This window comes from Pseudomonas entomophila (assembly GCF_023277925.1).
Taxonomy (GTDB): Bacteria; Pseudomonadota; Gammaproteobacteria; order Pseudomonadales; family Pseudomonadaceae; genus Aquipseudomonas; species Aquipseudomonas entomophila_D.
The window spans coordinates 4,098,915-4,124,208 of sequence record NZ_CP063832.1 but is presented as its reverse complement, the minus strand read 5'-3'; the positions used below and the strand labels follow the sequence as shown (position 1 = coordinate 4,124,208).

The 25,294-nt window shown below is 63.7% G+C and carries 22 protein-coding genes; 19 read left to right on the top strand and 3 right to left on the bottom strand.

The annotated features are described in order from the left end of the window. Positions 1–195 precede the first annotated feature (195 nt). The 8 genes from oscA to IM733_RS18230 all read left to right on the top strand — a co-directional run bounded on the left by oscA (position 196) and on the right by IM733_RS18230 (position 6,519). On the top strand, positions 196–378 hold the full coding sequence (gene oscA / locus IM733_RS18265; RefSeq protein ID WP_011536265.1) for a sulfur starvation response protein OscA: 183 nt from the start codon (positions 196–198) through the stop codon (positions 376–378). A gap of 48 nt (positions 379–426) precedes the next feature. Next, positions 427–1,434: a sulfate ABC transporter substrate-binding protein gene (locus IM733_RS18260; protein ID WP_248917911.1), complete on the top strand. Its 1,008-nt coding sequence runs from the start codon at positions 427–429 to the stop codon at positions 1,432–1,434. 100 nt (positions 1,435–1,534) lie between these two features. After that, on the top strand, positions 1,535–2,353 hold the full coding sequence (cysT, locus tag IM733_RS18255) for a sulfate ABC transporter permease subunit CysT (protein ID WP_248917910.1): 819 nt from the start codon (positions 1,535–1,537) through the stop codon (positions 2,351–2,353). 12 nt (positions 2,354–2,365) lie between these two features. Continuing rightward, positions 2,366–3,235, top strand: coding sequence for a sulfate ABC transporter permease subunit CysW (gene cysW, locus IM733_RS18250; RefSeq protein WP_248917909.1), 870 nt, complete (start codon positions 2,366–2,368; stop codon positions 3,233–3,235). Between the two features lie 3 nt (positions 3,236–3,238). After that, positions 3,239–4,228 carry a sulfate/molybdate ABC transporter ATP-binding protein gene (locus IM733_RS18245; protein ID WP_011536261.1) on the top strand — a complete coding sequence of 330 codons (990 nt, stop codon included), beginning with the start codon at positions 3,239–3,241 and terminating at the stop codon, positions 4,226–4,228. A gap of 325 nt (positions 4,229–4,553) precedes the next feature. Then, complete coding sequence (locus IM733_RS18240; protein WP_248917908.1) at positions 4,554–5,363, top strand: energy transducer TonB; 810 nt, start codon at positions 4,554–4,556, stop codon at positions 5,361–5,363. Positions 5,364–5,393: 30 nt separating this feature from the next. Continuing rightward, positions 5,394–6,116: a MotA/TolQ/ExbB proton channel family protein gene (locus IM733_RS18235; RefSeq protein ID WP_248917907.1), complete on the top strand. Its 723-nt coding sequence runs from the start codon at positions 5,394–5,396 to the stop codon at positions 6,114–6,116. 1 nt (position 6,117) lies between these two features. Beyond that, positions 6,118–6,519, top strand: a complete 402-nt coding sequence (locus tag IM733_RS18230; RefSeq protein ID WP_011536258.1) for an ExbD/TolR family protein — start codon at positions 6,118–6,120, stop codon at positions 6,517–6,519. Between the two features lie 220 nt (positions 6,520–6,739). Here the strand turns inward: IM733_RS18230 and IM733_RS18225 are convergent, their stop codons facing one another. Then, complete coding sequence (locus tag IM733_RS18225) at positions 6,740–6,958, bottom strand: hypothetical protein (protein WP_248917906.1); 219 nt, start codon at positions 6,956–6,958, stop codon at positions 6,740–6,742. Between IM733_RS18225 and IM733_RS18220 the strand changes: the two genes are divergently transcribed. The 4 genes from IM733_RS18220 (at position 6,959) to IM733_RS18205 (ending at position 15,596) form a co-directional block, all read left to right on the top strand. Beyond that, entirely contained in the window at positions 6,959–7,477 is a 519-nt protein-coding gene (locus tag IM733_RS18220; protein WP_011536257.1) for an Hcp family type VI secretion system effector, read from the top strand. Between the two features lie 85 nt (positions 7,478–7,562). Next, positions 7,563–10,550: a type VI secretion system tip protein VgrG gene (locus tag IM733_RS18215; protein WP_248917905.1), complete on the top strand. Its 2,988-nt coding sequence runs from the start codon at positions 7,563–7,565 to the stop codon at positions 10,548–10,550. Next, positions 10,547–15,289: an RHS repeat-associated core domain-containing protein gene (locus IM733_RS18210; RefSeq protein WP_248917904.1), complete on the top strand. Its 4,743-nt coding sequence runs from the start codon at positions 10,547–10,549 to the stop codon at positions 15,287–15,289. The genes IM733_RS18215 and IM733_RS18210 overlap by 4 nt, the downstream gene beginning before the upstream one ends. A gap of 10 nt (positions 15,290–15,299) precedes the next feature. Then, a complete protein-coding gene (locus IM733_RS18205; protein WP_248917903.1) occupies positions 15,300–15,596 on the top strand; it encodes a hypothetical protein in 297 nt (98 codons plus the stop codon). 233 nt (positions 15,597–15,829) lie between these two features. On the opposite strand, the gene IM733_RS18200 is transcribed toward IM733_RS18205, so the two are convergent. Further along, a complete protein-coding gene (locus IM733_RS18200; RefSeq protein ID WP_248917902.1) occupies positions 15,830–16,072 on the bottom strand; it encodes a hypothetical protein in 243 nt (80 codons plus the stop codon). A gap of 581 nt (positions 16,073–16,653) precedes the next feature. Between IM733_RS18200 and IM733_RS18195 the strand changes: the two genes are divergently transcribed. The 7 genes from IM733_RS18195 (at position 16,654) to IM733_RS18165 (ending at position 22,727) form a co-directional block, all read left to right on the top strand. Then, positions 16,654–17,235: an alpha/beta hydrolase gene (locus IM733_RS18195; RefSeq protein WP_011536247.1), complete on the top strand. Its 582-nt coding sequence runs from the start codon at positions 16,654–16,656 to the stop codon at positions 17,233–17,235. Between the two features lie 64 nt (positions 17,236–17,299). Then, on the top strand, positions 17,300–18,247 hold the full coding sequence (locus tag IM733_RS18190; RefSeq protein ID WP_248917901.1) for a sigma 54-interacting transcriptional regulator: 948 nt from the start codon (positions 17,300–17,302) through the stop codon (positions 18,245–18,247). A gap of 182 nt (positions 18,248–18,429) precedes the next feature. Beyond that, the gene (locus tag IM733_RS18185; protein WP_248917900.1) at positions 18,430–19,215 is read left to right on the top strand and encodes a MetQ/NlpA family ABC transporter substrate-binding protein; all 786 of its coding nucleotides are present in this window, start codon (positions 18,430–18,432) and stop codon (positions 19,213–19,215) included. Between the two features lie 555 nt (positions 19,216–19,770). Further along, positions 19,771–20,436: an amino acid ABC transporter permease gene (locus IM733_RS18180; protein WP_248917899.1), complete on the top strand. Its 666-nt coding sequence runs from the start codon at positions 19,771–19,773 to the stop codon at positions 20,434–20,436. Beyond that, positions 20,417–21,076 carry an amino acid ABC transporter permease gene (locus IM733_RS18175; RefSeq protein WP_248917898.1) on the top strand — a complete coding sequence of 220 codons (660 nt, stop codon included), beginning with the start codon at positions 20,417–20,419 and terminating at the stop codon, positions 21,074–21,076. Before IM733_RS18180 ends, IM733_RS18175 begins: the two co-directional genes overlap by 20 nt. After that, on the top strand, positions 21,073–21,858 hold the full coding sequence (locus tag IM733_RS18170; RefSeq protein WP_248917897.1) for an amino acid ABC transporter ATP-binding protein: 786 nt from the start codon (positions 21,073–21,075) through the stop codon (positions 21,856–21,858). Before IM733_RS18175 ends, IM733_RS18170 begins: the two co-directional genes overlap by 4 nt. Continuing rightward, positions 21,855–22,727 (top strand): transporter substrate-binding domain-containing protein, encoded by an 873-nt coding sequence (locus tag IM733_RS18165; RefSeq protein ID WP_248917896.1) that lies wholly within the window; start codon positions 21,855–21,857, stop codon positions 22,725–22,727. Before IM733_RS18170 ends, IM733_RS18165 begins: the two co-directional genes overlap by 4 nt. A 120-nt stretch (positions 22,728–22,847) precedes the next feature. Here the strand turns inward: IM733_RS18165 and IM733_RS18160 are convergent, their stop codons facing one another. Then, entirely contained in the window at positions 22,848–25,214 is a 2,367-nt protein-coding gene (locus IM733_RS18160) for a penicillin acylase family protein (protein ID WP_248917895.1), read from the bottom strand. Between the last annotated feature and the right edge of the window lie 80 nt (positions 25,215–25,294).

Genomic DNA, 25,294 nt, shown 5'->3' with positions numbered 1-25,294 from the left:
AACCAGTGGCTCGCCTCCTACCCATAGGAGCCGGCTTGACGGCGAACATCGGCAGAGTGGTCGGAAAAATCAGTTATATAAACATTCTTAAACAGTATTTTTAAGAATATCAGCGCCTCACTACTATGGCTCTCACGCCAGGCGCAAATCCCCTTCAAACCTCTGCCCGGCACCCTAACTCACAGGAGAACGAGCATGAGTGCATCTCTGCGCAGCATCGACGGTCAGGACGAAGCCACCATTCTGCGTGAAATCCAGAGCGCACTACGCGACCTGCGCTTCGGCGCGGTGGAGATCACCGTGCACAACGCCCAGGTGGTGCAGATCGAACGCAAGGAGAAGTTCCGCCTGCAGCAGCCCGGCGGCAAGTCCGGCTGATACCGCATCACTTACAAAACTAGAAAAATGCCAATCGGGAGCTTCACCATGTCCATCCGCCGTTATGCGCTTGCCGCCCTGGCCAGTGCCGTTTTTGCCGGTTCCGCGATCGCCAAGGACTACGAACTGCTGAACGTGTCCTATGACCCGACCCGCGAGCTGTACCAGCAGTACAACGCCGAGTTCGTCAAGCACTGGCAGGCCGCCCACCCGGGCGACCAGGTGAAGATCCAGCAATCCCACGGTGGTTCCGGCAAGCAGGCCCGCGCGGTGATCGACGGCCTGCGCGCCGATGTGGTGACCCTGGCCCTGGCCGGCGACATCGACGAAGTCGCCAAGCTTGGCAAGAGCCTGCCGGAGGACTGGCAGAAGCGCCTGCCGCAGGCCAGCACCCCGTACACCTCGACCATCGTGTTCCTGGTTCGCAAGGGCAACCCGAAAGGTATCAAGGACTGGGGCGACCTGATCAAGAAGGACGTCTCGGTCATTACCCCCAACCCGAAGACCTCCGGCGGCGCCCGCTGGAACTTCCTCGCCGCCTGGGCCTATGGCCTGAAGAGCGGCGGTAGCGAAGACAAGGCCAAGGCCTACGTGCAGGAGCTGTTCAAGCACGTGCCGGTGCTGGATACCGGGGCCCGTGGCTCGACCATCACCTTCGTCAACAACGGCCAGGGCGATGTGCTGCTGGCCTGGGAGAACGAGGCCTTCCTGGCACTGAAGGAAGACGGTGGCGCCGACAAGTTCGAGATCGTCGTGCCGTCGCTGTCGATCCTGGCCGAGCCACCGGTGGCGGTGGTCGACAAGAACGCCGAGAAGAAGGGCAACGAGAAGATCGCCGAGGAATACCTCAAGCACCTGTACAGCCCGGCGGGCCAGCAGATCGCCGCGCAGAACTTCTACCGCCCGCGTGACGAAAAGGTTGCCGCCGAATTCGCCAAGCAGTTCCCCACGCTGGACCTAGTGACCATCGACAAGGACTTCGGTGGCTGGAAGACTGCACAACCCAAGTTCTTCAATGACGGCGGTGTGTTCGACCAAATCTACCAGGCACAGTGAGGAAGCCGTACCTGTAGGAGCCGGCTTTGCCGGCGAACCTCAGCAGCCTGCACCGGCCCGGGATGACCCCCGGGCTTCGTGCGTTAAACCAGGGACCTTTATGTCACGTCGTATTTCCCCCGTCATACCCGGCTTCGGGCTGACGCTGGGCTACACCTTGGTGTACCTCAGCCTGATCGTGCTGATACCGCTGGCCGCCATGTTCATCCATGCCGCGCAGCTTACCTGGGAGCAGTTCTGGACCATCATCAGCGCACCGCGGGTGCTCGCCGCGCTGAAGTTGAGTTTCGGCACCGCCCTGTTCGCCGCCATCATCAACGGCGTGATCGGCACCCTGCTGGCCTGGGTGCTGGTGCGCTACACCTTCCCCGGGCGCAAGGTCATCGATGCGATGATCGACCTGCCGTTCGCCCTGCCCACCGCCGTCGCCGGTATCGCCCTGACCGCCCTGTACGCCCCGGCGGGCTGGGTCGGCCAGTTCGCCACCGACCTCGGTTTCAAGATTGCCTACACGCCGCTGGGCATCACCTTGGCGCTGACCTTCGTCACCCTGCCGTTCGTGGTGCGCACGGTGCAGCCGGTGCTGGCCGACATTCCGCGTGAAGTCGAAGAGGCCGCCGCCTGCCTGGGCGCGAAACCCTTGCAGGTGTTCCGCCATGTACTGGCGCCGGCGCTGCTGCCAGCCTGGCTGACCGGCTTTGCCCTGGCCTTCGCTCGGGGCGTGGGCGAGTACGGCTCGGTGATCTTCATCGCCGGCAACATGCCGATGAAGACCGAAATCCTGCCGCTGCTGATCATGGTCAAGCTCGACCAGTACGACTACACCGGCGCCACCGCCATCGGCGTGCTGATGCTGGTGGTTTCCTTCATCCTGCTGCTGCTGATCAACCTGCTGCAGCGGCGCATCGAAACCCCTTGAAGGAGGCCGGCAATGTCTAGTCAAACCCTCGGTGCAACCGCCGCCAACGCCGCCCGGCGCGGCAGTGCCACCTCGCGCCGCGTGCTGATCACCCTGGCCTGGATCGTCTTCGCGCTGTTCCTGGCGCTGCCGCTGGTGATCGTGGTGTCGCAGGCGCTGAAGAACGGCTTCGGCACGTTCTTCGAAGCGATCTTCGAGCCCGACGCGCTGTCGGCGCTCAAGCTCACGCTGCTGGCGGTGGCCATCTCGGTACCACTGAACCTGGTGTTCGGGGTGTCCGCTGCCTGGTGCGTGAGCAAGTACACCTTCCGTGGCAAGAGCGTGCTGGTGACCCTGATCGACCTGCCGTTCTCGGTGTCGCCGGTGATCGCCGGCCTGGTCTACGTGCTGATGTTCGGCGCCCAAGGCCTGTTCGGGCCGTGGCTGCAGGACCACGATATCCAGATCGTCTTCGCCCTGCCGGGCATCGTCCTGGCGACCATCTTCGTCACCGTGCCGTTCGTGGCCCGCGAACTCATCCCGCTGATGCAGGAGCAGGGCACCCAGGAAGAGGAGGCCGCGCGCCTGCTGGGGGCCAACGGCTGGCAGATGTTCTGGCATGTCACCCTGCCGAACATCAAGTGGGGCCTGATCTACGGCGTGGTGCTGTGCACCGCCCGGGCCATGGGCGAGTTCGGCGCGGTGTCGGTGGTGTCCGGCCATATCCGCGGCGTCACCAACACCTTGCCGCTGCACGTGGAGATCCTCTACAACGAGTACAACCATGTCGCGGCCTTCAGCGTGGCCAGCCTGCTGCTGATCCTGGCGCTCTTCATCCTGCTGCTCAAGCAGTGGAGCGAGAACCGTATTAACCGCCTGCGCCACAGCGCCGCGGAGGAATGATTCATGTCGATCGAAGTTCGTAACGTCAGCAAGCGCTTCAACAGCTTCCAGGCCCTGGACAACATCAACCTGGATATCCACAGCGGCGAGCTGGTGGCGCTGCTGGGGCCGTCCGGCTGCGGCAAGACCACCCTGCTGCGCATCATCGCCGGCCTGGAGACGCCGGATAACGGCAGCATCGTGTTCCATGGCGAGGACGTATCCGGCCACGACGTGCGTGATCGCAACGTCGGTTTCGTGTTCCAGCACTATGCGTTGTTCCGCCACATGAGCGTGTTCGATAACGTCGCTTTCGGCCTGCGCATGAAGCCCAAGGGCGAGCGCCCGAGCGAGAGCAAGATCGCCGAGAAGGTTCATGAACTGCTGAATATGGTGCAGCTCGACTGGCTGTCCGACCGCTACCCCGAGCAGCTGTCCGGTGGCCAGCGCCAGCGTATCGCCCTGGCCCGTGCCCTGGCGGTGGAGCCCAAGGTGCTGCTGCTCGACGAGCCGTTCGGGGCGCTGGATGCCAAGGTGCGCAAAGAACTGCGCCGCTGGCTGGCGCGCCTGCACGAAGACATCAACCTGACCTCGGTGTTCGTCACCCACGACCAGGAAGAAGCGATGGAAGTCGCCGACCGCATCGTGGTGATGAACAAGGGCGTGATCGAGCAGATCGGCTCGCCGGGCGAGGTGTACGAGAAGCCGGCCAACGACTTCGTCTACCACTTCCTCGGCGACTCCAACCGCCTGGCGCTGAGCGAAGGGCACCACGTGCTGTTCCGCCCGCACGAGGTGTCGCTGTCGCGGCATGAGACCGAAGGGCACCACGCCGCCGAGGTGCGCGATATTCGTCCGTTGGGCGCGACCACCCGGGTGACCCTGAAGGTGGAAGGGCAGAGCGAGCTGATCGAGGCCGAGGTGGTCAAGGATCACGACAGCCTCACCGGGCTGGCGCGGGGGGAAACGTTGTTCTTTCGGCCGAAGGTTTGGCAGAAGGTGGCGGATATCTGATTCGCCGAAGCAAAAGCCCGGGCATGGTCCCGGGCTTTTTTTGGCTGCCGGATTGTCGCGATACAGGTAGGAGCCGGCTTGCCGGCGAACGAGGGCGCAGCCCTCGCAACAATCCGATGCCTGTCACACATATTTTTCATGCCCGAAAAGCATCGACCGGCAACACCCTGGCTGGAGCCCTTTACCGACAAGGGCTCCAGAAACTCGCCTCATTAAATATGCAATTCGGTTATAGGTTTAACTTTAAACATTCCTTTATGAGCTAAGCCTGGGCCCCCGATGATTCAGCCACACACCTGAATCAACACCCCAGGAGCCTCAAGCAATGGGTAATGTCCAGACCGCCGCCCGGGCCTACGACCAGCCCTGGCGCCCCGCGCCGGGGGCGCTCGTCGAGCTTGGCCGCGCCCTGCGCCTGCCGCTCGCGCAACAGCGCCTGCAACGCACGCCGGTCAGTGGCTTGAAACGCCGCGACAAACTGGCGCTCGGCCTGCTGGTGCTGGTGCTGCACGGTGTCGCGGCGTACTGGGTCAGCCATCAGCCGACGCCCGAGCTGCCGGTCGTTGCGCCGCAGATTCCGCCCATGACTATTGAATTCGCCGCCCCGGCGCCGCCAGTGGTCGAACCGCCGCCGCCGGCCCCAGTGGTCCAGCCGCCACCACCGCCACCGGTGGTCGACGAACTGGCTGCCAAGCCCGCGCCCAAGCCGGTCCCGAAACCCAAGCCTGCACCCAAGCCCGTGGCCAAGCCGCAGCCCAAGCCGCAGCCCAAGCCGGTCGAGGCGCCACCGCCAACTCCGGTGGCCGCGCCCGCACCCCCGGCGCCGGCCCCCACGCCACCCGCGCCCGCGCCGGTCACCCCGGCTTCGGCCAACGCCGCCTACCTGAAGAACCCGGCGCCGGAGTACCCGCAGATGGCCCTGCGCCGTGGCTGGGAAGGCACCGTGCTGCTGCGGGTCGAGGTGCTGCCCAGCGGCAAGCCAGGGCAGATCCAGCTGCAGAAGAGCAGCGGTCGTGACGCCCTGGACGCCGCCGCGCTGGCCGCCGTCAAGCGCTGGAGCTTCGTGCCGGCCAAGCAGGGCGACGTCGCCCAGGTGGGCTGGGTCAGCGTACCCATCGATTTCAAGCTTCGTTAACCCGCGATCGCTCAAAGGAAGGACTACATCATGAGCCTGTTGGCATCCCCCCTCGAATCCGTTGAAAGCGCGGTCATCTGGCTGCTGGTCGGCTTCTCCGTCGCCACCTGGGCGCTGGCCCTGGCCAAGGTCGTGCAGTTCGTGCGCCTGAAGAACCAGGACAAGCGCTTCCACCAGCAGTTCTGGGCCGCGTCCAGCCTCGACTCCGCCGCCGAGCCCGCCCACGACCTGCCTGGCCCGGCCGCCCGCGTCGCCCAGGCAGGCTTTGCGGCGATTGCGGTCGGCGAGCCCGGCCAGGCCAGTGACCTGAGCCACGCCATCAACCACCAGGACCGCCTGGAGCGCGCCCTGCGCCAGCAGATCGTCCGCGAGCGCCGCTCGCTGGAAACCGGCCTGGCGGTGGTGGCCAGCATCGGCAGCACCTCGCCGTTCATCGGCCTGTTCGGCACCGTGTGGGGCATCATGGAAGCCCTCAAGGGCATCAGCGCGGCGGGCTCGGCCAGCCTGGAAACCGTGGCCGGCCCGATCGGCGCGGCGCTGGTCGCCACCGGCGTGGGTATTGCCGTCGCGGTGCCGGCGGTGCTGGTCTACAACTATTTCCTCCGTCGCCTGAAGCTGACCGCGGCGGACCTCGACGACTTCGCCCACGACTTCTACAGCCTGGCGCAGAAGAGTGCCTTCCGCGTACTGGTACACCCTGCGGTGCAGCGCCAGCACACCGGCTTCACCCAACCTGTGAAGGAGGCCTCCTGACATGGCCTTCTCGACCCAGGACAGCGATGAAGTGTTGAGTGAAATCAACGTCACGCCGCTGGTGGACGTCATGCTGGTGCTGCTGGTGGTGTTCATCGTCACCGCGCCGCTGCTGACCAACGCCATCCCCATCAACCTGCCCAAGACCGAGGCCGTCGCCCCGGTGGAGCAGAAGGACCCGTTGGTGGTGAGCATCGATGGCAGCGGCAAGCTGTTCATCAACAAGGACGAGATCCAGCCGGACCTGCTGGAGACCAACCTCAAGGCCGCCAAGAGCAAGGATGCCGAGCTGCGCGTGCAACTGCAGGCCGACGATGGCGTGAACTACGGCGAGGTCGCCCGGGCGATGGCGGCCATCGAACGGGCCGGCATCAGCAAGCTGGCGGTGATCACCGCGCGCTGACCGGCAAGACCCTCTTCAGGCAAGCGATTCTCGCAGGTGCGTTGGGGCCATATCTCTTGGCAGGGGATGGCCCCTTTTTTATGCCTGGTCCAGCTTCCTGGAATCACTCATTTTGGTCTTGCTCGGAAATTTTGACTTATGGGTCAACTGCGCAAGAAGTTGCGCACTCGAATGTGGATAAGTGTGTGAATACATTGATGTAGAGCATGCGCAGCAAGGCCTACAGCCAACTGCGCAACTTTTTGCCACCACTGCGCAAAAAGTTGCGCAACTTTTGGATGGTTTTTTCTTTTGAAGGCATCCAAATGGATGAGTAATGCGTATAAGTACATGAAAATATTAGGAAAATATTTTCTGGCATGACTTTTGATAACTCTCTTGCTAGCCAACTGGCAATTTCCTGCCAGAACAGGCACTTATCCAGCAAGGAGAGCAACACATGGCAACTCCCGCCTACATGGCCGTCACCGGCGAAAAACAAGGTCTGATCACCGCTGGCGCGTTCACCGCCGACTCGGTGGGCAACACCTACCAAGAAGGCCACGAAGACCAGGTGATGGTCCAGGGCTTCGAGCACGAAGTGATCATCCCGCGTGACCCGCAGTCCGGCCAACCGACCGGCCAGCGCGTGCACAAGCCGGTGAAGATCACCAAGGTCTTCGACAAGGCCTCGCCACTGCTGCTGGCCGCCCTGACCTCGGGCGAGCGCATGACCAAGGTCGAGATCAAGTGGTACCGCACCTCGGCCCAGGGCACCCAAGAGCACTACTACACCACCGTCCTGGAAGACGCGATCATCGTCGACATCAAGGACTACATGCACAACTGCCAGGACCCGGGCAACGCCCACTTCACCCACCTGGAAGACGTGCACTTCACCTACCGCAAGATCACCTGGACCCACGAAGTGTCCGGTACTTCCGGTTCCGACGACTGGCGCGCGCCGGTCGCGGGCTAAGCCTGGACTCCACCGTAGCCCGCCGCGTTCGCGCCGCGGGCTGCGGTCGTTTTGACCATCGAATTTTCGCAACAGAGGGACAGGGATGTTTGCCGCCGCGAACCAGACCCATTTCAGCCTGCACATCGACGGCCTGGAGCACGACTTCCAGGTGCTTGCCTTCGACGGCAAGGAGGCCATCAGCCAACCTTACGCCATCGACCTGGAACTGGTCAGCGAGCACCCCTCGCGGGACCTGGAGAGCCTGCTGCACAAGCCCGCGTTCCTCCAGCTCGTTGACGACGGCCGCGGCCTGCACGGCCTGATCTACCGCGCCGCGCAAGGCGAGGCCGGCAAGCGCCTGACCCGCTACCAGGTCACGCTACGCCCGCAACTGGCCTACCTGGCCCACCGCATCAACCAGCGCATGTTCCAGCACAAGACCGTGCAGGAGATCATCGCCCAGGTGCTCGAGGAGCATGGCATCCTCGCCAACGCCTACCAATTCCAACTGGGCGCGACGTACCCGCAGCGCGAGTACTGCGTGCAGTACGACGAGTCCAACCTGCAGTTCATCCAGCGCCTGTGCGAAGAAGAGGGCATCCACTACCACTTCCGCCACAGCGCCGACGGCCACCAACTGGTGTTCGGCGACGACCAGACGGTGTTCCCGAAACTGGCCCCGGTGCAGTTCCAGCACGACTCCGGGCTGGTCGCCGACACCCCCATGATCAAGCGCTTCGCCCTGCGCCTGGAAACCCGTACCAGCAGCGTCACGCGCCGCGACTACGACTTCAAGAAACCGCTGATCCAGCTCGAAGGCGAGGCCGACAGCCATGACGAGCCGGCCCTGGAAGACTACGACTACCCCGGCCGCTTCCTCGACCGCCCGCGCGGCAAGCACCTGGCCAACCGCGCCCTGGAACGCCACCGCAGCGATTACCGCCAGGCGAGCGGCGACAGTGACCAGCCGCTGCTCGCCAGTGGCCATTTCCTGACTCTGAGTGCACACCCCAACGCCCCGTGGAACGACCTCTGGCTGCTCACCGAGGTGCAGCACCAGGGCCGCCAGCCCCAGGTGCTGGAAGAAGCCATCACCAGCGACATCGACCCACGCTTCGACGGTTTCCAGCAGGGCTACCGCAACTTCTTCGTGGTCACCCCGTGGGAGCAGCCGTACCGCCCGCCGCTGAACCACCTGAAACCGAAGGTGCTGGGTGAGCAGCGTGCCGTGGTCAGCGGCCCGGCCGGCGAGGAGATCTACTGCGACGAGTACGGCCGCATCAAGGTGCAGTTCTTCTGGGACCGCGAAGGCCGCTCGGACGACAAGTCCAGCGTGTGGATGCGCGTGGCCAGCAGCTGGGCCGGGCAGGGCATCGCCGGCCTGCAACTGCCACGGGTCGGCATGGAGGTGCTGGTCAGCTTCCTCGAAGGCGACCCCGACCAGCCGCTGGTGACCGGCTGCCTGTACCACGGCGTGAACATGCCGCACTACAAGCTGCCTGACCTCAAGACCCTGGCCACGATCAAGAGCAAGGAATACAAGGGCAGCCGCAACAACGAACTGCGCATCGACGACACCACCAGCGAAATCAGCATCGCCCTGCGCAGCGACCACGGCGCCAGTGCGCTGAACCTCGGTTATCTCACGCACCCCAGACCGTCGGGCGGCGCCCCACGCGGTGAAGGCTTCGAGCTGCGCACCGACCGCCACGGCGCCGTGCGCGCCGCCGGTGGCCTGCTGATCACCACCGAACCGCGCCCGAACGAAGCCAAGCACCACAAGGACCTGCCGGAAACCGCCGAACGCCTGGCCACCGCCAGCGAGCAGCAGGACAGCCTGGCGGAGCTGGCCAAGCAGATGCAGGCCCAGGAACCGGGCGACCAGGACGCCGTGGCCAAGGACCTGCACAAGCAGCACATGGGCATCCTCGGCAGCGGCCCAGGTGACCTCACGAAAAACGAGTTCGCCGAATTCACCCAGCCGCACCTCGTGGTCTCGAGCCCGGCCGGCATCGCCCTGACCACCCCCGGCCCCAACCACATCACCAGCGGCAGCCACCTGGCGCTGAGCAGCACCGGCCACACCAGCCTGTCCATCGGCAAACGCCTGCTGGCCAGTGCCAGCCAGGGCATGCGCTTCTTCGTGCAGAGCCTGGGCTGGAAACTGGTCTCGGCCTCGGGCGACATCGACATCCGTGCGCTGAAGGACAGCATCAACCTGCTGGCCAAGCTCGACATCACTGCCAACGCCGACCGCATCATCCTCAAGGCCAAGACCGAGCTGGTGGTGCAGGGCGGTGGCAGCGCGACGACTTACAACGCCAGCGGCATCACCCACGTCACCAGCGCTAACTACACCGCCCACGCCGCGCAGTTCGCCCACATCGGCGCGGCGAGCATGGCCGGCACCTTCCCCGAGCCGCCCAAGCCCGGTAAGGGCGCGTTGGAGCTGTTCAACCTGTACGCCAACACCAAGGGCATCAAGGCCGGCGACTACGAAGTTACCGACGCCCTGGGCACGGTGCTCAAGGGCTCGCTGGACGGGCAGGGCTTCAATGCCGTGTCTGGCGCCGCGCCGGGCCCAGCCTGGGTCACCTTCGGCCGCGACCCGACGCCCCCGTGGTCGCCGAGCAGCTACATCGGCGAAGTCGAGTGGCCGGTGCAGCCGCCCGACCCGAACAGCCTGTCGACCCAGCTCGAATCGCTGGTCGACAAGCTGCCGCTGCCCAAGGGCGAAGGCGGCCTGTTCGACAAAGCCAAGCAACTGGCCGGCAGCGGCATGGATGCGGCCAAGACCGGCATGAACCTGCTCAAGACCGGGCAAGGCGCGATGCAGAGTGCGCAGCAGGTGCAAGGCGCGCTCAAAGGCGGTGTTGCTGGCCTGCCGCAACTGGCCAGTGCCGCCAGCTCGGCGCTGCCGGCCGCCTCCAACGCCCTGGGCGCCGCTGGCAAGGCGGGCAGCGCCGCGCAGGGGGCCATGGCCAGCCTGCCAAGCCTGCCCAAGCTGCCGGCGATGCCCAAACTCCCCGCTTTCAAGGCCCCAAGCCTGAGCACTGCTACCGATCTTCTGCCAAGTGAACTGATGTCATGACCGCCGATACCTCTGAAAAACCACGTCCGGCCCAGGCGGCGGTCGTTCCCCTGGACCAGATCGGCATGGCCGACGTCAGCCGCGGCGCCGCCGTGTTCGACGCCTGGCTGCGCGAGATCAGCGGCGGCTACGTCAACCTCGAACGGCTCAAGGACACCGCCGAGGTGCTGCCGGTAATCGGCAACATCATCGCCCTGGTGGATGCCGTGGGCGATATCGTCACCCTGGCCAGGGCCAAGGAACCCGACCCGTGGGACTGGGTGAGCCTGGGCATCAACCTGATCGGCGTGATCCCCGCGCCGCCGACCATGGCCGCCGCGCGCAAGGGCCTGCGGCCGATGCTGACCCTGGCCCGCCAGGAGCGCAAACAGGTCCTCGGCGACGCGCTGGTCGAGATCATCGTCGGCCACCTCAACGCCGACCTGCTCGGCGAGCTGGACAAGTTCCTCGCCGACGCCGAAGGCCAGCTCACCCCGATCCTCACCGAAGCCGCCAAGACCGGCGAAAAGCTGATCAACAACACCGCCGACGCCATCGACGCCATCGTCCTCGGCAAACTCGACAGCAAGGGCGACTTGGACAAGGCCGCGCAACTGGCGCAGAAGGTCAGCGAAACCTGGAAGTCCGACCCGTCGGTGGCCTTCGAGAACGCCTTCGGCGCGCTGAGCAATGCTTACTCGGCGATGGGCAAGGGCGCGGCCAACACGCTGATGAGCAACGCCGTGCCTACTCGGGTGCAGACGGAAGTGCTGGCCTACACCAAGCAATTCCGCACCCTCGGGCCGCAAATGAGCGGCAAGCTGTTGAGCTTGTCCAGCGCTGCCAACCCGCATTCGATCGAGAATATGCGGCGCATCCTGCACAACAGCAGCGTGATCTGGCATGCCCGAAATCCCAAAGCCGTGCCCAAAGCGATCAAACAGGACAAGGTCACAGAAGCCAAGCACCAGTCCGCTGAGGGGCGCCTTGAATCGACCACGGTCCAGGGCCCTGCGACGAAGGCGGCCAACGACCAGAAGAACGAGGTCTGCACCAGCACCTGCAACCGCATCAACTTCGCCCTGGGCAGCGAGTCGCTGCACCACACCGACTTCAGCCTGCCCGGCCCGTTCCCGGTCACCTGGACGCGGACCTACAACTCGCGGCTGGACAAGCTGGACGACGGCGTTCTCGGCGCCCGCTGGGTCACCGAGTTCACCACCTGCATCGACGTGGTCGACCAGGGCGTGGTGTTCCACGACATGGACGGCCGCAGCCATGCGTACCCGTTGCCCAAGCAAGGCAAGCCGCACCACGACGCGGTGGAGTACCTCACCCTGGTGCGTACCGGCGAACAGCAACTGGTGTTGTTGCGCGGCCTCACGCGTCAGGAAACCTATGCCCGCCATGGCGACCGCTTCTACCTGACGCACATCAAGCTGCGCAGCGGCGCCGGCGCGATGTTGCACTATGAGCACCGCCATCACGACCGGCCAGTGCTGTCGGACATCAACACTTACCAGGACGACGACCCGACCAAGGTACACCTGCAACTGGGCACCTTGCTCGATGACCACGGCCACCTCCAGGGCCTGTGGCAGGTGGTCGATGGCAAGCCGCTGCGCCAGCTGTGCGCCTACCACTACGATGACCAGGGCGACCTGATCGCCGCCCAGGATGAGCACGGCGCCGCCTGGCGCTATCAGTACCAGCACCACCTGGTCACTCGCTACACCGACCGCACCAACCGCGGCATCAACCTCGAATGGGACGGCAGCGGCCCAAACGCCAAGGCCATCCACGAATGGGCCGACGACGGCAGCTTCGAGACCCGCCTGCAGTGGGACGAGCGCATCCGCCTGACCTATGTCACCGATGCCCATGGCCAGGAAACCTGGCACTACTACGACGCCGAGGGCTATACCTACCGCATCAAGCACCCGGACGGCAATTCCGAATGGCTGTTCCGTGACGCGCGCAAGAACGTCATCCGCCACGTCCACCCCGACGGCAGCCAGGACCGCTACGTCTACGATGAGCGCAGCAACCGCCTCAAGCACATTCGTGCCGACCACAGCGTGGTGCACTACGCCTACGACGACCAGGACCAGCTGACCAAGATCAGCGACGCCGAGGGTGGGTTGTGGCGGCGCGACTACGACGAGCGCGGCAACCTGGTCGAGACTGTCGACCCGCTGGGCAACAAGACTGAGTTCGCCTACACCCTGGCTGGGCTGGTCAAGGCGATCAAGGACGCCATCGGCAACGAGAAGACACTGGCCTACAACGACGCCGGGCAATTGCTCGAGTACACCGACTGCTCCGGCAAGACCAGCCAGTGGACGTACGACACCTCCGGCCAGCTGATCGAGTTCGCCGACGCGGCGGGCAACAAGACCGCCTATGAATACAAGGCCGGGCAACTGGCCAAGGTCACCCACCCGGACAAGACCGAGGAACGCTTCAACTACGACGCCGAAGGTCGCCTGCTGGCCCACGTTGATGCGCTCGACCGCTGCACCACTTGGTCCTATACCGCTGCGGGGATGCTTGCCGAACGCGTCGACGCCAATGAGCACACCTTGCGCTACCGCTGGGACAAGCTCGGCCGCTTGATCGGGCTGGAAAACGAGAACACCAGCAAGGCCACCTTCCTCTACGACCCGGTCGGCCGGCTGCTGCAAGAAACCGGCTTCGATGGCCTGGTCACCCGCTATCAGTACGACCCGTACAGCGGTCGCCTCGCCTCGACCCAAGTCGGCCAGCGCCGTATCGAGCTGACCTTCGACCCGATGGGCCGATTGAGTGAACGCACGGCCCGCCTGGGCAACCAAAGCCAGAGCGAAACCTTCGCCTACGACGGCAACGGCCAGTTGATCCAGGCCGTCAACGCCGCCAGCAAGCTGCAATGGTTCCACGACGAAGCGGGCAACCTGACCCGCGAGCATCAGTATTACTTGGCCACCGGCACGCCGATGGTCGCGGTGTGGCAGCACGAGTACGACGCGCTCAACCAGCGCACCGCAACGATCCGCCCGGACGGCCACAAGGTCAGCTGGCTGACCTACGGCAGCGGCCACCTGCTCGGCATGACCCTCGACCAGCACGAGATGCTGGCCTACGAGCGCGATGACCTACACCGCGAAATCGTGCGGCATCAGGGCAATAAGCTGATGCAGACCCAGGCCTGGGACCCGGCCGGGCGTTTGCAGGAACAACTGCTGGGCAGCCATGACGGCCAGTCCACCTTGCTCAAGCGTCAGTACCGCTATGACGCCGCGGGCCAGTTGACCAACATCCACGACAGCCGTCGGGGGCCGTTGGAGTATCAATACGATCCCGTCGGCCGCCTGCTCAAGGCTACCAGCCGCCTGGGCGTGGAAACCTTCGCCTTCGACCCGGCCGGTAACCTGCTGGACCAGAAAACTCAGGAACTGAATCGCCCGCTGGAAGCTGATCCACGTCGTAACAAGCTGATGGACAACCTGTTGCGCGAGTACGCCGGGACCCATTACCGCTACGACGAACGCGGCAACCTGGTGCACCGCCTGCACAACGGTGCCCACGCCCATTTCACCTGGGACCTGTTCGACCGGCTGGCCTCTTACAACGACGATAAGCTCAAGGTCGACTACAGCTACGATGCTTTGGGCCGGCGTCTGCACAAGCATTCGGTGGCGCACTTCTGGGACCGCCCGGAAGCGGGCACCGGCTGGAACCAGCTGCAACGGGCCAAGCGCCAGCGTGAACTCGGCTGTGGCTTCACCCTGTTTGGTTGGGACGGTGACACCCTGGCCTGGGAGAGTTCACCGCCGCGTGATGAAGGTGACACCGGCCGCACCGTGCATTACCTGTACGAGCCGGGCAGCTTTGTGCCGGTCGCCCAGGCTCTGCGCAAGAGCCCGATCCGCCTGCACAAGCAGCCGGACTGGAGTCAGCGTGAGTACGATTTCGATCAGGATCCGTTGTGGCACACCGAGGTGAAACCACAGGCGTTCGAGGCGATTGCCTGGTACCACTGCGACCACCTTGGCACGCCGATGGAATTGACCGACGAGCAGGGCAATGTCGCCTGGGCCGGGCAGTACAAGGCCTGGGGTGAAATCCAAGAGGAGCGGTCGGAATGGGCCAAGCAGCATGGCCTGGGCAACCCGATTCGCTTCCAGGGTCAGTACCACGATCTGGAAACGGGCTTACACTATAATCGATATAGATATTACGCCCCCAGCAACGGGCGTTTTCTTTCGAAAGATCCTATTGGTTTTGCAGGGGGGGTGAATGTATATCAATATGCGCCCAATAGTACTGGCTGGATTGATCCATCTGGGCTCAAGAGGCGTAAGAAGTCAGACCCCGCGCCATCAGTTGATCATCAGGTCTGTTGCAAGTGTAAGGAAGGTTATGCGTATCGTGTGTTGAGGGATGATGAAGATCCGAGTGTTGGCTTGAGCGCGAAAGATCCAGCAGGTAACTACACTGTTGAAGGTCATGTATTAAATGCTTCGAAACCAACGGTAAAAACACAGTATATTTCGGCCTCCAAAACCTACGATCAGGCGGTAAGTAATTCAATGAAATATGGTAACGGAACTGAGCGAATTGCCAAAATTGATCTTGCTCAGGTGAGTGACTCTGTGGATCTGAATAGTGAGTGCGGTAAATTGAGAGGGGCTACTGCTCGAAATTTTGCAAGGAAGTCAGGGGAGATATTGATTGTAGGTCACGTGCCGGCATCCGCAGTTACTTTGGTCAGGCCATAGAGAGGTGGTTATGAATAATGATTTGATTGATGTTTTTGTCTCTAAGTGGCTGGATTTTAGTTTGCAGATCCGTGAGAGACAGGGAGTGAATGAGGAGCTATATCAGGATTTGATGGATTTGCTAGAGCGGATAGGCCTCGATCTTGAGGGGAAGGATCATATCCCCAAAGGTTTGGCAGAAATTTTCTTGGATATGTGGGGGGCAATGACATGTTGTGCAGAGTTATATGATAGTAGAGGTAGTGATAGGATTTACTTGGCCGCCGATCATTTGGCGCAGCAAGCAAGAGTTGTCTGTACAAACTGATTCGAAAGATGCCGGGTTCGATGCAGAACAGCGGGGCGGTCTGGCCTTAGCCTTGGTAGAATTTGGTTTTGCCTACCGTGGTGTTGGGGGTGGTTTCGTCTGTTGTCATTGTTTTGTCTCCCTGGAATTTTCGGGGCCTGGGCGGGCCCTTTCGCCAGCAAGGCTGGCTCCTACGGGTGTGGACGCAGCCGCCGGTAGGAGCCGGCTTGCCGGCGAACAGGGCCGGGCGCGGGCTAGTGCAGCGTCTGTGGGGCCTTGGGCATCTGCACCTGGATCAACGCCGATTCGAGCAGCACGCGCAGCGATTCGACTTCGTGCATCGACGCCATCATCAGGATCGTGGCGGGGGACTTGGGCTGGGCCAGTACCGCCTGATGGGCTACGGTCAAGGCGCACAGGGCGTACTCGGTGGCCTGGATGAGGGTGTCTTCGAGGGAGTGAGGGTTGTGGGGTGGGTCGGGGACGATCTTTAACATCTTGATTTACCATTGCGGGCCGGCCACCTGCCTGCTGTCAAACAGAGGGTGGCAGCTGTACGTGGGTTGACAGACCGGCGGAAATCATAAGTTCCGGCGCACGCAAGCGTGCCCGCACGTACAGCCGCCATGAAGACGAACCGCATATGACTTACCGTCGCAGCCTGTCAAAGCTGTGTCGTTGATATGCAACGACTTGCCGAGACTAGAGCGCTCCCAGAGCAGCCGCAACGGAAAAAAGGCGGCGGGAGTATGTTTGGGAAATGGACTACAAGGAAGGGGTTTAATCTGATTTTTTGGTGGTTCGTGGGGGGTTGGGGATTCATTTCTGATTGGCGTTGTGGGTGAGAGGGCCAGCCACAGAATCTTCAGCGCCTATCAGATAGAGCGCCGCCCGCGCGGCGCTCGATTTGCGCATCACTACAAATCCTCAGGCGAGCACCTGGTCGCCATCAAGACCCACCCAGCGCGTAGAGAAAAATTGCTTTTTGGTTATTAATAAATAGCTTCTTATTCCTTTACGCTAGATCTCCCCTCCCTATACTGGCCCCCAAGCACGCAAACACCTTGGAGGCGTCCCCATGCGCAATGAGTCGATTCGTTACCTGATTGTGCCGGGCTGGCAAGGATCGCCAGACAACCATTGGCAAAGTCACTGGCAGCGCAGCCTGCCCAACAGCGCCCGGGTCGAGCAGCACGACTGGCTGACCCCGCAGCGGCGTGATTGGGTGCAGGCCCTGGAGCAGGCGATTGCCGCCGAACGCTCGCCGGTGATTCTCATCGCCCACAGCCTGGGCTGCATTACCGTCGCCCACTGGGCCGCGCATGCCAGCCCCGAGCTGCTGCGCCGGGTGCGTGGCGCGCTGCTGGTGGCGCCGGCCGACGTCGAACGCCCGACCTGCGCGCCGGCCCTGCGCAACTTCGCGCCGATTCCGTTGCAGGCGCTGCCGTTCCCCAGCCAGGTAGTCAGCTCCGACAACGACCCGGCAGTGAGCGTGCCCCGTGCGCTGCACCTGGCGAGTGCCTGGGGGGCCGAGGCGGGGTTGCTGACCAATGCCGGGCATATCAACGTCAAGTCCGGCCATGAGCGTTGGGAACAGGGCTTCGCCTACCTCTATCGCCTGCAGGCACGGATCGACCAGCGCGCGCTGCGCCGCGCCTGATTCGGCACTTATCCACAGCATTGCCTTGAGCCTCGGCCGCTTGCGGTCGGGGCGGGAGTATTCCATGACGTTTCACAGCCCTTTCGGCCAGCCGCTGCTGACCTTCCCCGAGCTGGACAAGAGCCCACTGAGCATCCGCGCCAAGGCGCTGGTGTTCGTCGACGAGCGCTCGCAGGCGCTGCGCCGGGCCCTCGAGCGCCTGGCGCCGCAACCGTTGCCGGTGCTGATCCGTGGCGAGACAGGCACCGGCAAGGAGTTGCTGGCCCGGCAGATCCACCGCGCCAGTGATCGTGGTGGGTTGTTCGTTTCGGTCAACTGCGCGGCCATCAGCCCGACCTACGCCGACGCCGAACTGTTCGGCTACAGCGCCGGTACCCAGGGCGGCACCGCCAGCAGCCGGGCCGGTTGGTTCGGTTCGGCCAACGGCGGCACGCTGTACCTGGACGAGATCGCCGACCTGCCCCTGGCGATCCAGGGCAAGCTGCTGGCGGCGCTGGAGAACCGTGAAGTGACCCGTGTCGGTGCCACCCAGGCCCAGGCGGTGGATGTGCGGCTGGTCGCCGCGTCGAGCATCGACCTGGCCCAGGCGGTGCGGGCCGGCCGCTTCAACGAGCGGCTGTACCACTACCTGCATGAGGGCGAGCTGGAACTGCCGGCGCTGCGCGACCGGGTCGGCGATATCCTGCCCTTGGCTGAATACTTCGTCGGTATCTACAGCGTGCGCCTGGACCGCTCGGTGCCTCTGATCAGCGAGGCGGCGCAGCAGGCGCTGGAAGCCCATGCCTGGCCGGGCAACACCCGCGAGCTGGAGAACGTCATCCACTTTGCTCTGCTGGTCAGCGACGGTGATGAAATCCTTCCGGAGCACCTCGATCTGCCAGACATCGCCCCCCTGGCCAGCCTGGCGCGACAGTTGGATCAGCTTCGTCGTGGCGGCGAAGCGCAGACCCTTGGTGAACTGCGCCGGCTGCTGAACGAAGCCCTGGCGCGACTGGATGAAACCGCGCCTTAGAGCGGCGCGCTATCGCTCATGACCAAAGGCCATGATGGCCAGTTGTTTTTGGAATAAGCAGCTAATCAAAAGATATTGTTACGGAATAAAAATAATCGGTATTGTCCGTTTCACGCCCACCCGAACGGATGGGCACCCGACGTCGCCATCTGCGATGGCCCAGCTATAGAACAAGGATCACCATGAAAAAGACCCTGCTGACCACCGCCCTGGCTGCCGCCCTGTCGTTCACGGGCTTCGCCAACGCCGCTGAAAAACTGGTGGTCGCCGCCACGCCCGTGCCGCACGCCGAAATCCTCGAACTGATCAAGCCGACCCTGGCCAAGGAAGGCGTGGACCTGGAAATCAAGGTCTTCACCGACTACGTCCAGCCCAACGTGCAAGTCGACCAGAAGCGCCTGGACGCCAACTACTTCCAGACCCTGCCGTACCTGAAGAACTTCAACGAAGGCAAGGGCACCCACCTGGAAACCGTGATCGGCGTGCACGTCGAGCCGTTCGGTGGCTACTCGAAGAAGGTCAAGAGCCTGGCTGAGCTGAAGGAAGGCGCCACCGTCGCCATCCCCAACGAAGGCAGCAACAGCGGCCGTGCCCTGCTCCTGCTGCAGAAAGCTGGCCTGATCACCCTGAAGGATCCGAAGAACGCCCTGGCCACCCCGAAAGACATCGCCGAGAACCCGAAGAAGCTCAAGTTCCGCGAGCTGGAATCGGCCATGCTGCCGCGCGTGCTGGACCAGGTCGACCTGGACATGATCAACACCAACTACGCCCTGGAAGCTGGCCTGAACCCGGCCAAGGACGCCCTGGTGATCGAAGGCAGTGACTCGCCGTACGTGAACTTCCTGGTGGCCCGCCCGGACAACAAGGACAGCGCGGCCATCCAGAAACTGGCCAAGGCGCTGACCAGCCCCGAGGTGAAGGCATTCATCGCCAAGAAGTACCAGGGCGCGGTACTGCCGGCGTTCTGATACGCGGCACGACTTAAACCTGAACAAAAAACCGACGCAAATTGCGTCGGTTTTTTTATTGGCAGGGTCTGCCCAACCGCAAACCTGTAGGAGCCGGCTTTGCCGGCGAACACCCGCAAAGCGGGTGCCAGGCACCGCGGTATCTCTTTCGCCGCTAAACCCGCTCCCACAGGTGGGGGTCAGCGCTGGCTGGCCAGTGCCCGGCGCAATGCCAGCAACCAAAGCAGTTGTTCATTCGAGGCGGGAGAGCAGGGGCTGTTCATCTTTATCGTCCTTGTAGGTCTGATGGGGCATGCAGGTCGCAGTCTGAAACTCTTTTGAAAGGGGTTTACCCAGAAAGATCCCTTTGTAATGAAGGAAATTTCCGAGAATTTCGAAGGGTGATATCGATATGCGATAAAGGTATTTATAAAAGCTTTTTTATACCTTTAAAGTCTGCAAATCGTGCTTACCGGCACAGCGCCATCACTCTGTACAAGGACGTCGAGCGACCCTCGCGCCGAGCTGGAACCTTCCCATGCCATACCTTCAAACCCCCGTGCCGAGGCCCTTTCCATGAGCTTCGACACCGCCTTCATGCTTAGCACATTGCCCGCGTTCTTCAAGGCCGTGGGGGTGACCCTGCAAGTCGGGCTGATCGCCATTGCCACCTCGATGCTGGTCGCGCTGATCAACGCCACCATCCTGGTGTTGCGCACGCCCTACCTGCGTCGCCTGGTCCAGGGCTACGTGGAGCTTGCCCGCAACACGCCGCTGCTGATCCAGCTGTTCTTCGTCTACTTCGCCCTGCCGAGCCTGGGGTTGAAGGTGTCCGGCTTCACCGCGGCGATCATCACCATGACCTTCATGGGCGGCGCCTACCTTACCGAGGTGCTGCGCGCCGGCGTGGAAGCCGTGCCGCGTGCGCAATTGGAGTCCGGGCGCTCCATCGGCCTCTCCGAAGGGCAGCTGCTGCGTCATGTGATCCTGCCCCAGGCCGGCATCCTCAGCCTGCCGGCGCTGTTCGCCAACTTCGTGTTCCTGCTCAAGGAAACCACCGTGGTCTCGGCGGTGGCGGTGCCGGAGATCCTCTACACCACCAAGAACTACATCGCCCTGTACTACAAGACCTACGAGATGCTTGCCGTGCTGACCCTGCTCTGCGTGCTGATCTTCCTGCCGCTGTCGCTGTTGCTGCGCTATCTGGAAAGGAGGCTGCAACATGGCCAGTTCGGGCATTGAGCTGCTGCTGGTGTCGCTGCCGCAACTGGCTGCAGGCGCGGTACAGACCCTGGCGATCTCGGCCTTGGGCATCCTGTTCGCCACCTTGGGCGGCGTGCTCTATGGCGTGCTGGCCACCCTCGGCAATCGGGCGCTGAACATCCTGTTGCAGGTCTACCTGGAGCTGTTCCGGGCGATTCCGGTGCTGGTCTGGCTGTACCTGGTGTTCTTCGGGCTGCCGATCTTCTTCGGCCTGAGCATCCCCAGCTTCTGGTGTGCGGTGCTGGTACTCGGCCTGTGGGGCGCCAGCGAGGTGGGCGAGGTGGTGCGCGGCGCCCTGCAATCGCTGCCCCGCGGGCAGCGCGAGGCAGGGCTGTCGATCGGCCTGGGCGGCTGGCAGCTGTATGGCTACGTGCTGCTACCCCAGGCACTCAAGCGCATGACCCCGCCGACCATCAACCTCTACACGCGCATCATCAAGACCAGCTCGCTGGCGGTGCTGATCGGTGTGGTCGACGTCATCAAGGTTGGCCAGCAGATCATCGAACGCACCTACGAGTCGGTGCTGATCTACGGCGCGCTGTTCCTGTTCTTCTTCCTCGTCTGCTATCCGCTTTCCGCCGCCTCGCGCGTGCTGGAACGCCGCTGGGCCCAGCCATGAACGCATTGATCGAATTCCAGGGTTTCAACAAATTCTTCGGCGAGCACCAGGTGCTCAAGGATGTCGACCTGCAGGTGCGGGCCGGCGAGGTGGTGGTGATCCTCGGCCCCAGCGGCTGCGGCAAGAGCACCCTGCTGCGCTGCCTCAACGGGCTGGAGGAGGCCCAGGGCGGCAGCCTGCGCCTCGACGGCCAGGAACTGCTCGACCCGCGCACCGACTGGCGCCAGGTGCGCCAGCGGGTCGGCATGGTGTTTCAGAGCTACCACCTGTTCGGCCATATGAGCGTGCTCGACAACCTGCTGCTGGGCCCGCTCAAGGTGCAAAAGCGCGAACGCCGTGAAGCCCAGGCCCAGGCCGAGGCGCTGCTGGCGCGGGTGGGGCTGCTGGACAAGCGCGACGCCTTCCCCCGGCAGCTTTCCGGTGGCCAGCAGCAGCGCATCGCCATCGTCCGCTCGCTGTGCATGAACCCCCAGGTAATGCTGTTCGACGAAGTCACCGCCGCCCTCGACCCGGAGATGGTCAAGGAGGTGCTGCAGGTGATCCAGGGCCTGGCCCGCGACGGCATGACCCTGCTCATCGTCACCCACGAAATGGCCTTCGCCCGCGCGGTGGCCGACCGCATCGTGTTCATGGAGGCCGGCAGGATCCTTGAACAGAATGACCCCGAGCGCTTCTTCACCCAACCGCGAAGCGCACGTGCGCAGCAGTTCCTGGAGAAGTTCTCGTTCGTCGAAAGCCTGCCCAAGTCACTGCCCAAGTCACTGCACAAGGAACTGTCATGAAGACCGCACCGTTCGCCAAACTGCTCGCTCCACTGCTTGGTCTGGCCCTGCTGGCCGGCTGCAACAAAGCCGAAGACGCGGCCAAGCCCGCCGCCGCCTCGCCGGCCACCAGCTACCTGGAAACCATCAAGGCCCGCGACAAGCTGATCGTGGGGGTGTTCACCGACAAGCCACCGTTCGGTTTCGTCGACGAAAGCGGCCGCTACGTCGGTTTCGACACCGATATCGGCCGGCGCTTCGCCAAGGAGCTGCTGGGCGACGAGAACAAGGTCGAGTTCGTCGCCGTCGAACCCGCCAGCCGCATCCCGTTCCTGCAGAGCGACAAGGTCGACCTGATCCTCGCCAACATGACCGTCACCCCCGAGCGCAAAGAAGCGGTGGACTTCACCAACCCCAACTTGCGCGTGGCGGTGCAGGCCATCGTTGCCAACGGTAGCCCGGTGCAGAAGCTCGACGACCTGGCCGACAAGACCATCATCGTCACCACCGGCACCACCGCCGATATCTGGCTGACCAAGAACCACCCGGACTGGAAACTGCTGAAGTTCGAGAAGAACACCGAGTCCCTGGCTGCCCTGGCCAGCGGCCGTGGCGAGGCGTATGCCCAGGACAACCTGATCCTGTTCAGCTGGGCCAAGCAGAACCCGGGCTATCGCGTATTGCCGCAGTTGCTGGGTGACGAGGCGCCGATCGCCCCGGCGGTGAAGAAGGGCAACACCGAGCTGCGCGACTGGGTGAACGCCGAGCTGGCCAAGTTGGGCGAGGAGAAGTTCCTGCTCAAGCTGTACGACCAGTACGTGCGTAAAGAACTCAGCGATGACACCAAGCCGGAGAGCGTCATCGTCGAAGGCGGCAAGTGGCAGGGTTGAGCCATGGCCCCCTGTAGGAGCGGCTTTAGCCGCGATGCGGGCACCGCGGTGTATGGCACCCGCTGTGCGGCTGATCGCGGCTGAAGCCGCTCCTACAGGGATCGCGTGACGCGGTGGGCGTTATTTGCCAGGCACCAGGCGCAAGGTGCTCTGCGCCGGAATCACCCCCATCCGCGTCTTGTGATAGCGCCCTTCGATGTAATCCTCGGCCTGGTCCTTGTAGTGGCTGTCGAACAGCACGCCACTCTGCCCGACTGGGTTGATGGTCAATGCCGCTCCCGGGTCGCCGAAGTCGACCACCCGGCGGGTCGAAGGCCCATAGGTGACCGGCCAGGGCGCCGGGCCGATCTTCGCCGAAAGGTTGTTCGGCACTTCATGGGTGCCCGGCGCGGCGAACGGGCCGACATTGAACAGCAGGTTCAACGGCTTCTTCATCCCCAACGGATGGTTGTGGGTGAGGGTGTGGGCCTTGCCCCACTGCCAGCTGGCCGGGTCCTTGCCGAGCGTCTCGCGCAGGTGCTTCAGGCTGCGCTGCCAGGCCTGGCGCACGATGGCGGCGCGGTCGGTGCGCTCGTTGCCACCACGGGTGTTCCACCAGGGTGAGTCGGCGTCGGCGGCCAGGCGCGGCAGGGCGGCATCGATGGCGCGGGTGCTGATCAGCACCGGGAACCAGGTGTCACCCAGCTCATCGTGCAACGCAGCGAAGGCCAGTTCGTAGAGGAACTGGTTGAACAGCGTGGCGCTGGTGGAGTCTAGCGGGTAGTCGCCGCGCCAGGCGGCCAGTTGTTCCACCAGTTCCTTCTCTTCGTCACCGCTGGCGACCGTGCGCAGGGTGCCCAGCAGCGGCGCCAGGGTACGTGGGCCGTAGTCGCTGCTGGTGTCGAGCTGCAGGGCCTGGCTGCTCTGGATGTCCCACTTGATGTCTGGATTGCTCAGCTGGCGATCGAGCTGGCGACCACGGTCGGCCAGGTTGTAGTAACCGGGTATCGCTATCGAGGCCGGTGGCTGGTAGTTGGCCGAGACGATATAGCCGCTGGCCGGGTTCTCCTGCTGCGGGTTGACGCTGAAGGGGTAGAAGCCGGGCTTGGCGGCCTGGCCGCTGCTGCCGTCGAGGATGAACGCCGGGTTGACCCCGTCCGGGCGGATCGGTAGGCGCGCCGCCGCCCACCAGCCGATATCGCCACGGGCGTTGGCCCACACCAGGTTCAGCCCCGGCGCCTGGACCTTCGCCGCCGCCTCGCGCATCTTGCCGAGGGTGTCGGCGCGGTTGATCTGGTAGAAACCGTCGAGCAGCGGATTTTCAGTTTCGAGGAACGCCCACCACATGGCGATCGGCGCCGGGCCGGCGGTGTCGCCCAGCACGCTGTTGACGATCGGGCCATGGGGCGAGCGGCGCAGGGTGATGGTCACCGGCGCCTGGCCCTTGACCGCGATCTGCTGCTCGGCCTTCTCCAGCGCCTGCCAGCGGCCATCGACCATCACTTGATCAGGGTCGGCCGGGTTGGTCTTCTCGGCGATCAGGTCGACGTCGTCGTTCTGGAACATGGTCAGGCTCCAGCCGAAATCGCGATTGTGGCCGAGCAGGGCGAATGGGTTGAGGGCCTGGAAATAGCCATACAGGTTGAAACCCGGCGCCGACAGTTCGGCCTCGTACCACACCGCCGGCACAGCGAAGCTGATGTGCGGGTCGCCTGCCAGCAGCGGGCGGCCGCTGCGGGTGTGGCTACCGGCCACGGCCCAGGCATTGCTGCCCTCGAACTGCGGGATGCCGACATCGCCAAGGGCCTCGTGGCTCAGCCGTGCCAGTTGTTCGAGGCTGCGCCAGTCAGTGGCGGCCAGCGGGGTGGCGATGTCGCCGTCGGGCTTCCAGTCGAGGTCGAAGATCTTCAGGTACTCGGGGCTGAGCTGGTCGCGGATGTAGGTCAACGCCGGGTCAGTGCGAAACGCTGCGGCGAAACTGTAGGCAAGATAGCCGGCGATGCTCAGGGTGTCCTCGGCGGTGAACGGGCGCTTCGGGATGCCGAGGACGTCGAACTCCATGGGCTTGGGGTGCGTCGCCTGCCATTGGTTGACGCCGTCGAGGTACGCCTGCAGGGCCTGCCAGGCCGGTGACTGGTGGTCCAGGCGCTGCACCATCAACGCGGCCTGGTCACGGATGCGCAGGCTGCGGAACAGGGTGTCGGTGGGTACCAGCTTCTCGCCCAGCACTTCGGCCAGTTCCCCCTGGGCCAGGCGGCGCATGATCTCCATCTGGAACAAGCGGTCCTGGGCGTGCACGTAGCCAAGGGCGCGGTACAGGTCCTGTTCGTTCTGCGCCTGCAGGTGCGGCACGCCGCGGGCGTCGTAGCGTGCGCTGACTGGCGCCTGCAAGCCGCTGACGGCCACCTCGCCCTCGCGCTGGGGCTGCTTGCCCTGCACGTACCAGTAACCGGTGCCAGCGGCGGCCACGGCGATCACCACCGCCAGCAGGGTCAGGCTGCGCTTCATCGAAACTCCTTGTGCACGCCAGCGAAAAATGTGGTCCGATCATCGGCGGATTCGCGAACTGAGCATAGCCCCTGAAAGGA